An 11,598-nucleotide genomic window follows, 5' to 3' on the forward strand; every position below is an offset into this window, starting at 1 on the left:
TTGCATAAATTTATGATGCAATAATGTTATACTAGCGACCCAAACACTTTGTAAATTGACAAGGTGTACATTAGCATAGCTATCTGTACGATGGATTTATCAGCATAGGTATTTGATTTCGTTAATATTAAATCGCTGTACGTATTGTACAGTTATTTAATCCTAACCCAATCATGTCTATCTGGTTGATGTTAACAGTTTATCCAGCGGCGCTTACTGCTACTGCATTTTTTTAAGACAAAACGAGCATTTTATATGGCGAACGATATCAAACACCTGCGTAACATTGCAATTATTGCCCACGTTGACCACGGTAAAACCACTTTGGTTGACAAGCTATTACATCAATCTGGTACTTTTGGCGATCGTGCAAACATTGCTGAGCGTGCAATGGATTCAGGTGATATTGAGCAAGAGCGTGGTATTACCATCTTAGCGAAGAATACTGCTATCCGCTGGACAGATGATACTGATGGCACTGAGTATCGTATTAATATTGTCGACACCCCTGGTCACGCCGATTTTGGCGGTGAAGTTGAGCGTGTCATGTCAATGGTTGACTGTGTACTATTAGTCGTTGACGGTGTTGATGGCCCAATGCCACAAACCCGTTTCGTGACTCAAAAAGCATTTGAGCAAGGCCTGAAGCCGATTGTTGTTATTAACAAAATCGACCGTCCTGGTTCACGTCCTGATTGGGTAATGGATCAAATTTTTGATTTGTTTGACAACTTAGGCGCTACTGATGAGCAATTAGATTTCCCAGTTGTTTACGCCTCAGCATTGAATGGTATTGCCGGTTTAGAAGCTGATAACTTAGCTGATGACATGACACCACTGTTCAAAACTATTGTTGATGTCGTACAGCCACCACAGGTTGATGCTGATGCTCCGTTCCGTATGCAAATATCAAGTATCGATTATAATAGCTTTGTAGGTGTTATCGGTATTGGTCGTATTCAACGTGGTCGCATATCTACGAATACGCAAGTAACTGTCATCGATAAAGACGGCGAAACACGTAACGGTCGTATATTGAAGATTATGGGTTATCATGGTCTTGATCGTATTGAAGTAGATGATGCACAAGCAGGTGATATTGTCTGTATTACTGGTGTTGACGCGCTTAATATCTCAGATACCATCTGTGATCCTAATCATGTTGAAGCTTTGCCACCGTTAACGGTTGACGAACCAACCGTATCTATGACTTTCCAAGTGAATAACTCTCCATTTGCTGGTCGTGAAGGTAAGTTTGTTACTTCACGCAACATTCGTGAGCGTCTTGAGCGTGAATTGATTCATAACGTTGCGCTACGTGTAGAAGACACAGAATCTCCTGATAAATTTAAAGTATCAGGTCGTGGTGAGCTACATCTGTCTGTATTGATTGAAAACATGCGCCGTGAAGGATATGAGCTTGGTGTGTCGCGTCCAGAAGTTATTGTTAAAGAAGTTGATGGTAAGCTACAAGAGCCGTATGAAAATGTAGTCTTTGATATTGAAGAGCAGCATCAAGGTTCAATCATGGAACAGGTTGGCTTGCGTAAAGGCGAGATGACTAACATGGAGCTTGATAGTAAAGGTCGTATGCGTATTGAAGCAACCATGCCAGCTCGTGGTTTGATTGGTTTCCGTTCTGAGTTTTTAACATTGACTTCAGGAACAGGTATCCTAACGTCAAGCTTCTCGCATTACGGTCCACAAAAAATTGGTGATGTCGGTGCTCGCTCTAATGGTGTACTTGTTTCTATGACCAAAGGCGTTTGCTTAGGCTTCGCACTATTTAACCTACAAAAGCGCGGCAAGATGTTTGCTGAGCCACAGCTTGAAGTTTATGAAGGTATGATTGTTGGTTTAAACTCACGTAACGATGATATGGCCGTTAACCCAACAACCGCCAAACAGTTGACCAACGTTCGTGCTAGTGGTACTGACGAAGCGTTGACTCTAACGCCTGCGATTAAGTTCACTCTTGAGCAGGCGCTTGAATTCATTCAAGATGACGAGCTGGTTGAAGTAACACCAAAATCTATCCGTCTGCGTAAGCGTTACTTGACTGAAAGTGAGCGTAAGCGTTTTGGTCGTAAGAAAGGTGCATAATATCGATATGTAAATTACTTCGTAATTTATATTATTATTAAAGAAGCACGCAATGCTGGTTATTGTTTATTAGCATTGAGAGATATAATTGGCAGTATGAAGTGAGCTGAATATGGTTCACTTTATATTGCTTTTTTTTGTGTCTGTCTTTTTATATAATAGAAAAGATAATCAATCTAACTGTACTATTTAGAATAAATTGTATTATCCTTAAGTAACAATAACCATTTAATTATTTACCTGACCATAGGTAAAACCTTCAAGGAGTGACATTATGAGTATGGTATCTGAGTTCAAGGAATTTGCTTTAAAAGGTAACGTGATGGACTTAGCAGTCGGTGTCATCATTGGTGGCGCTTTTGCGACTATCACGACTTCTTTAGTTGAAGACATTATCATGCCAATCGTCGCTTTTATTGCTGGCGGCGAAATTAACTTTAAAAATATGTTTTTTATACTAGGAGATGCACCCGAAGGCGTTGCGATGACTTATGATGCACTCAAGGCAGCAGGTGTGCCGGTGTTGGCTTATGGTAGTTTTATCACGGTGTTGATCAACTTCCTGATTTTGGCGTTTATCATCTTTATGATGGTCAAAATGGTTAATAGATTACGCCGTGAAGATGAGGTGGAAGAAGCCGTAGCAGAGCCGTCAGAAGAGGTGCAATTACTGCGTGAGATTAGCGCAAAGCTGAGCAATACTCACATGACGAAATAAAGTCATATAATTTGCTTACCAGAATCAAAAAAGGCTAACGATAAGTTAGCCTTTTTTATTGTCGATTGATAAGCTTGAAGCGTATAACTTATGGCTTAACTACCACATAGTCATTGGTATTAATCAGGATTTCCGAAGGCCCATCGACTACGATACGCACGACATTATTATCAATGACTTGTGATTTGTAAAAATTATCTTCAGCAACGGTGCAACCTAAGCAGCGTCCCATCGCATCCCATGGCTCAACGAATAACTTCTGCTGTGCTTGATCAGCATTACCACCGATAAGTGAGAAAGGCAGACTTACAAGATACGCTGCTGTGCCTGCTACAGCGGCTACTAATTGTAATGGCTTACCGACAATCGTATCGACTGCCATAGTCTCATAAGAGGGACCAAAATCAGTCTCATCGATTTCTATCGCTGCTAAAGCCGGTTGTATGCTAGCACAAATTAAGCTTACGCTTGTCATTATGGTCAGTAGCTTATATTTAGCGGTACGTTTTAGTTTAGTTGGAGCACTCATAATAATATCCTAAAACTCATAAGTAGTATGATTAATAGCTGCTGCTATTTGCATACAGAGACAATTTCTCTATAGAACAAGGCGACAACGATAGGTATTTTTTATTATTACAGATAAATAAACGCTTTGCACTATTTATGTAAATATTAGCGCTATTAAAGCAAGATGTCAGCTAATAAGCAACAAAAATGCGCACTATATTGGTATTAGCAGGATATTTCTCAATATAGATAATTATAGGAGTTACTCTAGACTATTTTGCTTATCTAGAACAGCTCTTAATTATAAAGAAATTTATGAAGAATCCTAGATATCAGATACGTGACTAGAATAACCATATTAAGATTATCGTCTTAACCTTTTATAGCTTATTGATATTGACCATTGATTAGTTAATATTAATAGGCTGACAATCAGGACAAAAAACGCTAGCCCGTCCATTAAGCTTGATGTTTTCTAATGCTGTGCCGCAATGTGGACAAGTTTTGCCTTGTCTGCCATAGACATTTAAGGTTTGTTGAAAATAACCGGTTTGACCGCTGGCGACGGTAAAATCGCGTAATGTGGAGCCACCTAGCGTTATCGCTTTTTTTAGAATTGCTTTGATATGTTCAACCAAGGTCATTATTTGCTCGTATGAAACTTTATGAGCGGGCGTTGCTGGATAGATGCCTGATAAATAAAGGCTTTCAGTAGCGTAAATATTACCAACACCGACGACGATTTGCTGTTCCATAATGACTGATTTTATAGCGCGCTTGATAGGCTGTTTGATAGTATTGGCTTTACGCGCATTAGCTGTCGTGGTGCTGACATTATTGGTTAAAGCATTATCAGAATTTTGATTTGGGTCATCTGAGCGCTGAATTAAATGATATAAATAATCAGCGGTAAATGCTTCTGATAGGGGTTCAGGACCTAAATGATCTAATAGCTTATGACCATAATCATCAAACCATAACACCGAGCCAAAGCGCCTTGGGTCATAGTAATGCAACTGTGTTTGGGTGTCATCAGCGCCGCTGAATGTCACCACCAAATGGTCGTGTTTACGTTTATCAGTGCCATAGCTGTGCTGCTGCAAGCTACCTGACATACCCAAATGAATCAACAGTTGGCGCGGTGCCAAAGCATTAGGCTGAATAGGAGTGCTATTATTGGCAGAAATGATCGGTATAAAATTCAATATCAAGTACTTTGCTCGGCGCTCGACGCTATCCAAAATATAATTAATCAGTTGGTTTAAATCATCAGGCATTGACCAGCGTAGTTTGGGTTGGAAAACTTTGACATCGACCACTTGTTGACCTAATAAGGGGTTGAGACTGGTTTTAGTGGTTTCTACTTCAGGCAACTCAGGCATAGTATTTTTTATCAACACTCTATTATGATTATGGATTAACGGTATGAGAGAATAGTTTTAATGGTTGCAGTGTCAAAAATGTATCAAACAACGGCGCGGCGAGCGTGTAAGATGCCGTGCTGCTGCTCAAGCTTAGCAAGCAGCTTAGATAAATGTGCAAGCCCTGAAACTTCAATATGAAACTTTAAAAAAGCGATGTTATCATCATTACTCAGCGTTTCAACTTGGCGAATATTAACGTTTTCTTTATCAATGATCTGGGTCAAATCACGCAGTAGCCCACGTCTATCATACGCTTCTATATGAATATCTACCGGTTGATAACGCCCAGCTTTAACTGTCCAAGCGGCGTCAATTTCACGTGCTGGGTCATTTTCAATCAAGCGCAAATATTCGGGGCAACCACGATTGTGTACGCTAACGCCACGCGACAAAGTAATGTAGCCGGCGATGGGCTCACCGTGGACAGGATGGCAGCAGCCCGCTAGGTTAATCTCGATATTGTCCAAGCCATCGATATGGATTTTATAAGCATCAAGTTTTCCTGCGTCTTTTGCATTAATAGTAGGGGCAAAATCTTCTTCAGGTTTTTCAGGCTCTAGATGCAATTGACGAGAAATATGACTGGTAAGCTGATTGAGACCAATGTCGCCAGTTACCAAACCGACCACGATATCATCAGTATTATTAACATTAAAATGCTGCGTATAGTCGTTTAAATCGATACTGTTTGGATGCACCGATAAACGCTCAAGCTCTTTACTGAGCATTTGGCGACCTATCTCAATATTTTTATCACGGTCCTGCTTGTTAAACCATTGGCGCAGTTTTGAGCGCGCGCGGTTGGTATGAATATAACCGAGCGAGGCGACCAACCAATCACGGTTAGGTTCGCGCGATGCTTTGGTGATAATTTCGACTTGTTCGCCCGTCTTTAACTGATAAGTCAGCGGCACATAGCGCTGATTGACACGCGCCGCTTGCGCACGGTTACCGACTTGCGTATGCACATAATAGGCAAAATCCAGTACCGTCGCACCTTTGGGCAGCTCAGTGATATCGCCATCACGACTAAAAATATAAATACGCTCAAGCTCATCAAAATCAACCAGTTGCTCTTCTTCGTCAAACTCGATTTCTTCTAGCTCTTCGCCTGTTAATAATGTTGAGCGCGGTTGATTGCGCGTCTCATTATTGATAGAAAGCAGTTGCCGTAGTGAGCTGATTCTTTGGTTAAGGTAATTATCCTTTTTATTCTTCAAACCTTCTTTATAATTGACGTGCGCGCACATGCCAAGCTCTGCTTCAAAGTGCATTTCTTGGGTGCGTATCTGAACTTCTAGCGATTTATTCTCAGCAATAACGGCGGTATGTAGCGAGCGATAACCATTAGATTTAGGATTGGTAATATAGTCGTCGAATTGCTCAGGAATGTAGCGCCATAAACCGTGCACCAAGCCTAAAACGTGATAGCAATCTGAAGGACTATTGACCAGTACGCGCAGCGCGCGAATATCATAAAGCTGATCAAAAGATAAACCTTTGAGCTTCATTTTCCGGTAAATAGAATAGATGTGCTTCACGCGTCCTGAAACCTCACCCTCAATACCAGCTTCGGCTAAGGCTGCATTAAGCTTATCTTGTACGCGCTGAATATAGGACTCACGTTCGCTACGCTTTTCTGATAGTAATTTGGCAATTTCTTTATAACGCTCAGGCGCAAGATAGCGAAACGCTAAGTCTTCAAGCTCCCATTTTAATTGGGCAATACCGAGCCTATGAGCTAATGGTGCATAAATAGTCATGACCTCGCGCGCGACTCGATGTTGCCGCTCTTCACTAGAAAAGGTCAGTTCACGCATGGCAAAAGTACGCTCCGCCAATTTAATCAGCACGACGCGGACATCATTGGTAACAGAGATGAGCATGCTATAAATGTTGGATAGCTGGTCACGTTGATTATTGACGAAATGGTCTTCTAAGCGCTTATTGCTTTCGATAATCTCCGACAGTTTACCCATCGCCAATGTATCTTTAACTAAGGTTGAGATATCCGCACCGAATTTTTTTTCAATTTCCGCTAAGCTAATAATCGATTTACGGGCGCTACGATAAAGCATCGCTGCGACGAGCGCATTTTCATCTTGATACAGGTAGGTTAGGATATCGGTCATCGCAATACCGGTGACGTAAGCGCCTGAGCGTTCAGATTCACTGGTATTCATGTGACTGCGGATAAACTCGCAAGCAGCGGCAAGATTGGGTACAGATTCTTGACCGATACGCTTGGCGACATTATCAAGCCAAGTAGGCACGTCGATATTTATTTGGTCTAAATCAATCTCTTCTAGCTCTTTTGCTGAAAGCGCATGCGTATCATCAAGCAGTTGATTGTCTAAATACTCATCTTTGAGGTTGGGGTCATGACTGTGATAAGCATACTGAGCAGAGCGATCAAAGGTAGTGTGTAGCTTATGGGTAGACAGCTGGTATTTGATATCGTGTGGAATTTGGGCATAGCTATTGGCAGACTGATGAGAACGCTGACTTGCGACCAGTTGTGCTGCCAATGTTGCGCTATCGGCTTGCGTGGTTTGTCCATCTACCAGCGGTAATCCTTCACGAATTTTTACCATAGCCCACTCCTCTTAGCTATTCAGAATTGATTAAAAGCATAGTTACTTAGAAAGATATATATTTAGAAAAATATAAATTTTCGATAAGTAAGCGGTTAGCTATAAATCAATTCAGCCGCTAAAAAATCCTTTTTTAGCAGCTATAAAATGATAGAGATAAATAATATATAAAGCGATGAGTAAGGGCACTCATCATATCTTGATTAAGAAAGCTTCAGTATATTGGTTATTATTATCTCATTTTAAAATGACAAATCAAGCAAGGCTCTGTAATGATCGTGTCGGTTTCGATAACATAACGCCTTATTAACCTTATCGCTTAATCCTTTTTTGCATAAAGCAATGCGGTTAAAAATGAGCTTTATGATTCTTGCAAACGTTATGCTAAAAAATGTCATATTCAAAAAAACCATGCGTTAATATTGGTATTATTAAAATTAATACTAAGCTGGGATTTTCTCAAAACGCGCGATTGACTCGACGTGACCTGTATGACAGAACATATCCATCACGCCCGCATGCGTTAAGCGATAACCTTGCTCTAACAAGGCTTTGGTATCACGCGCAAGGGTAGCGGGGTTACAGGATACATAAACAATGCGTTCGGCATTAAACTTCGGCAGATACTGCATAATTTCCCATGCGCCTGAACGCGGTGGGTCAATCAATAACGCATCAAAGCCTTGATTCGCCCAAGGTTTATCGGTGCAATCTTGGGTTAAATCTTGGCTATAAAACTCAGTATTATTAATGCCATTGCGACGCGCATTATCGGCAGCACGGGCAGTCATGGCTTCACTGCCTTCGACACCAACCACCGAGCCAGTTTCGCCGACTAAACGCGCAAGTGGTAAGCTGAAGTTGCCCAAACCACTGAATAAATCTAGCACGCGCTCGCCTGCTTTTAAGTCTAGCAAGTCGCAAGCAAGTTTGGTCATTTGACGATTGACCGATAAATTGACCTGAGTAAAGTCCGTTGGGATAAACTCAAAGGTCAAATCATACTCTGGTAATTGATAATATAAGCGCCCAAACTGCTCACTCATGTCATCATGTTCAGTCAAGGCAATACGCTGAATGCTATCGGCGCCTTTTGACTGTAAATATAACTGCCAATTGCGCGCCGCAAAGAACGTTTTTAATTTCTCAATATCGGCATCTGATAATGGCGCTAAATTACGCACAATAAGCGCTACCGGCTGATTGCCATCGGGTAGCTCTGGCATTGCTTCGCCCATGGCTAGCTCAAGCTGAGCAATCTTGTCACGGCTCTCTAGGGTGCTGATGAGTGCTTTTAAATTTTCAATCTCAAAACCAATACGCGGATCTAAGATATGACACTCATTTAACTCCGCTAAAAAGTTACTTGAGCGCTCACGGAAACCAACCAAGGCGGTTTCTTTTTTGGCGACATAACGGACGCCGAGTCGTGCTTTGGTACGGTAACCTAAGCGATCGCCAACCACTGGCGCGAGCCAATGATCCGGTTCGACATTGGCCTGATGGATAAGCATCTCAGCAAGTACAGATTGCTTAAAGTTGATTTGACCTTCTGGCTGCCAATGTTGTAGATTACAGCCACCGCAAACGCCAAAATGCGGGCAGGGCGGTACAGCGCGCTCAGGATTTGGATTGGCAGTAATGCTCACCGCATCACCTTCTTCAAAACTGGTACGGCTATTGGTGATTTTGACTAAGGCGCTTTCACCTGGTAATGCAAAGCTGACAAAAATCTTTTTGCCATGTTTGTCTTCGATATGACCGTCGGTTTCACCAAAGCCATTGCCATATACTGCAACGCCGCGACCATCATGTGACAGGCCATCGATATTAAAAGGTAGCGGCTCGGCATCCTTTAAACGGCGACGGGTTTTTGATGAGGGCTTAGATTTTTTTTTGCTTGGCGGTATAGTAATGGTCTGAGTCTCGTTAGGCTGTTGGTTGGCGTTTAAGTTGGTAGAGTCTTTTGAGTCGGTGGGCTGCATAAACCTGCCTTAATAATAAATAGTAAGTAATAAATGATAAATAACGATAAATGAGGGTGAGCCGTTAGTTGTTAAAACGTCATTTCTATAAAAACGTTCTTATAAAGAAGCTTCTATGAAGACAGCCGTTAGATAAAAATGTCTGCTATGGTGCAGGCGCAGATGACCAATCGGCAATAAATTCATGATGGCGTGGACTGCCATCTGCTTGGGTATATTGTGCCAAATAATCACGGCTTTGCTGCTGCCACGCATCAAAATCTGGCGCGGATAACTGACCGGTCAACCGTAACCAGCGCAAATATATTAGCCAAGTATTCATCACATCAGATTCGCAATATATTGACAGCGTTTGCCAAGCACCATTACTAACTAGCTCACCAACCATACTGCCATCGACATCGGTTTTACCGGGCAAGCCATAAAGACTAGCAACCACATCCATGGCTTCGCGGCGGCTGGCACCGTATTGGCTAAACCTGTCCATCAAATCAAGATGGCGACTGTGGAAACGATTGACGTAATTATCAAAGCGCATGTTTTTGATACGCTCGCCTTCTTCAAATAACCACGGCGCGGATAAGTCATACTGCATCGCGCGATAAATAAGCACCGGAATATCAAAGCCTGAGCCATTCCAGCTAATCAGCTGTGGCAGCTTTTCAAGGTCACTGAACGCACGAAAAAATTTGCTAAGTATTTCTTTTTCGCTAAATTTATCGGCAGTCAGAGAAAATAAAGAAAATTTTCCATCTTTAATATAGAGCGCAGAAATACAGACAATGCGCTGCAATGGCAAACGCATAAAATCGTGCCCTGCTTCTTGGAGTCGCAGCGCCGTCAATGCGCTTAAGGCATCGGCATCGTTTAGCTCAGCCAATTGCGGATAAATGCGGCGGGCAGCATCGGTATCGGCAACCGTCTCAATATCAAAGACCAATAGAGGTTTGGACGAAAGGGCGTTTGACATAAATAATCTTACCTAGCTATTGGCTTTGAATGATGATTGGTAAATTTATAATTGATTAAAATAAGATTTATGAGCTTATGCTACTGTATTTAGCGTATTTCTTGCTTTCTACTGCTCACTTTTTATTGTGCACTATCTAGGCTGTCGTCAACATTATATAAGCCCGTCGATAAATAACGATCACCGCGATCACAAACGATAAAGGCAATAACTGCATCTGGATTTTCTTTTGCGACTTCGGTGGCTGCCCATGCTGCTGCGCCTGATGACACACCAGCAAAAATCCCTTCAGTTTTCGCCAGTTTACGCATATAAACCTCAGCAATACGTTGATCAACATCCATAATATCGTCAACCAAATCTGCTTCAAAAATACCCGGCATATAAGCAGCCGGCCAGCGGCGAATACCAGCAATAGACGCTTCTTCGTCAGGTTGCAAACCGATAATTTTGACCTCAGGATTTTGCTCTTTAAGGTATTGCGCGACGCCAGTAATAGTACCTGTGGTGCCCATCGAGCTGATAAAATGGGTGATTTTACCGTCCGTTTGCGCCCAAAGCTCAGGACCAGTGGTCAAATAATGCGCTTGTTTATTATCAGGGTTATTAAACTGATCGAGCACAATACCTTTACCGTCCGTTTGCATTTGCAGTGCCATATCACGCGCGGCTTCTATACCTTCGTCTACTTCGATAAGCGTGGCGCCATAAGCTGCCATCGCGTCTTTACGCTCTTGGGTCGAATTGGTTGGCATAAATAAAGTGATTGGATAACCGCGCATCGCCGCCACCATGGCCAAAGCAATGCCCGTATTGCCGCTGGTCGCTTCAATCAACATATCGCCAGGTTTAATATCACCGCGCTGCTCAGCCTGATAAATCATATTAAATGCAGGACGGTCTTTTACTGAACCAGCAGGATTATTGCCTTCAAGCTTGGCGAGTAATACCGCGCCATTGGCAATCTGCTCTTGCTCAGGCAGGCGGTTTAACTTCACCAAGGGCGTCTTACCCACGCAATCGGCAAGGTCAGTGATTTGCGTAATAAAATTGGCGTTTGACTGGGCCGTAGCGGACATAAGGTATCCTTATTAATGATTAAGTTTTTAATTGGCACTGTTTATTAATTGAACCTGTTTAAATGATAGGTCAGTACTTTATAACTGTTAGAGGTTTATTGTGGTCAATAAAAAGTTGCGTCATTATATCATTTTGTTTTCGGCTGCGCTTAATGCATAAATTTTTATTGAGGATAGCCAGTTTGTTTATACTTATAAACGAACTATTAAGAGAT

Annotated in this window: 8 protein-coding genes; 2 read left to right on the forward strand and 6 right to left on the reverse strand. The window is 42.0% G+C overall.

Translation table 11 applies throughout. The features are described 5' to 3' along the window. Positions 1 to 255: 255 nt before the first annotated feature. Together typA and mscL are read left to right on the forward strand one after the other, a co-directional pair. Entirely contained in the window at positions 256 to 2,103 is a 1,848-nt protein-coding gene (gene typA / locus AC2FA3_RS04795) for a translational GTPase TypA (protein ID WP_201546241.1), read from the forward strand. Between the two features lie 274 nt (positions 2,104 to 2,377). After that, positions 2,378 to 2,821 carry a large conductance mechanosensitive channel protein MscL gene (gene mscL, locus AC2FA3_RS04800; RefSeq protein ID WP_490508566.1) on the forward strand — a complete coding sequence of 148 codons (444 nt, stop codon included), beginning with the start codon at positions 2,378 to 2,380 and terminating at the stop codon, positions 2,819 to 2,821. Between the two features lie 88 nt (positions 2,822 to 2,909). On the opposite strand, the gene AC2FA3_RS04805 is transcribed toward mscL, so the two are convergent. The 6 genes from AC2FA3_RS04805 to cysM all read right to left on the reverse strand — a co-directional run bounded on the left by AC2FA3_RS04805 (position 2,910) and on the right by cysM (position 11,383). Then, positions 2,910 to 3,350 carry a hypothetical protein gene (locus AC2FA3_RS04805; RefSeq protein WP_490508567.1) on the reverse strand — a complete coding sequence of 147 codons (441 nt, stop codon included), beginning with the start codon at positions 3,348 to 3,350 and terminating at the stop codon, positions 2,910 to 2,912. 388 nt (positions 3,351 to 3,738) lie between these two features. Next, positions 3,739 to 4,713: a bifunctional DNA-formamidopyrimidine glycosylase/DNA-(apurinic or apyrimidinic site) lyase gene (gene mutM, locus AC2FA3_RS04810; RefSeq protein ID WP_490508568.1), complete on the reverse strand. Its 975-nt coding sequence runs from the start codon at positions 4,711 to 4,713 to the stop codon at positions 3,739 to 3,741. Between the two features lie 83 nt (positions 4,714 to 4,796). Continuing rightward, positions 4,797 to 7,349, reverse strand: a complete 2,553-nt coding sequence (locus AC2FA3_RS04815; RefSeq protein ID WP_490508569.1) for a RelA/SpoT family protein — start codon at positions 7,347 to 7,349, stop codon at positions 4,797 to 4,799. Between the two features lie 443 nt (positions 7,350 to 7,792). Beyond that, positions 7,793 to 9,334 (reverse strand): 23S rRNA (uracil(1939)-C(5))-methyltransferase RlmD, encoded by a 1,542-nt coding sequence (gene rlmD / locus AC2FA3_RS04820; protein ID WP_490508570.1) that lies wholly within the window; start codon positions 9,332 to 9,334, stop codon positions 7,793 to 7,795. A 145-nt stretch (positions 9,335 to 9,479) separates the two neighbouring features. Continuing rightward, the gene (locus AC2FA3_RS04825) at positions 9,480 to 10,304 is read right to left on the reverse strand and encodes a 3'-5' exonuclease (protein ID WP_490508571.1); all 825 of its coding nucleotides are present in this window, start codon (positions 10,302 to 10,304) and stop codon (positions 9,480 to 9,482) included. Positions 10,305 to 10,426: 122 nt separating this feature from the next. Next, positions 10,427 to 11,383: a cysteine synthase CysM gene (gene cysM / locus AC2FA3_RS04830; protein WP_490508572.1), complete on the reverse strand. Its 957-nt coding sequence runs from the start codon at positions 11,381 to 11,383 to the stop codon at positions 10,427 to 10,429. Positions 11,384 to 11,598 lie beyond the last annotated feature (215 nt).

The organism is Janibacter sp. CoH_79_TC_3 (genome assembly GCF_058197955.1).

Excerpts from the sequence above, each read along its gene's own strand:
- typA (WP_201546241.1), top strand. The coding sequence starts at position 256 with ATGGCGAACGATATCAAACACCTGCGTAACATTGCAATTATTGCCCAC.
- mscL (WP_490508566.1), top strand. The coding sequence starts at position 2,378 with ATGAGTATGGTATCTGAGTTCAAGGAATTTGCTTTAAAAGGTAACGTG.
- AC2FA3_RS04805 (WP_490508567.1), bottom strand. The coding sequence starts at position 3,350 with ATGAGTGCTCCAACTAAACTAAAACGTACCGCTAAATATAAGCTACTG.
- mutM (WP_490508568.1), bottom strand. The coding sequence starts at position 4,713 with ATGCCTGAGTTGCCTGAAGTAGAAACCACTAAAACCAGTCTCAACCCC.
- AC2FA3_RS04815 (WP_490508569.1), bottom strand. The coding sequence starts at position 7,349 with ATGGTAAAAATTCGTGAAGGATTACCGCTGGTAGATGGACAAACCACG.
- rlmD (WP_490508570.1), bottom strand. The coding sequence starts at position 9,334 with ATGCAGCCCACCGACTCAAAAGACTCTACCAACTTAAACGCCAACCAA.
- AC2FA3_RS04825 (WP_490508571.1), bottom strand. The coding sequence starts at position 10,304 with ATGTCAAACGCCCTTTCGTCCAAACCTCTATTGGTCTTTGATATTGAG.
- cysM (WP_490508572.1), bottom strand. The coding sequence starts at position 11,383 with ATGTCCGCTACGGCCCAGTCAAACGCCAATTTTATTACGCAAATCACT.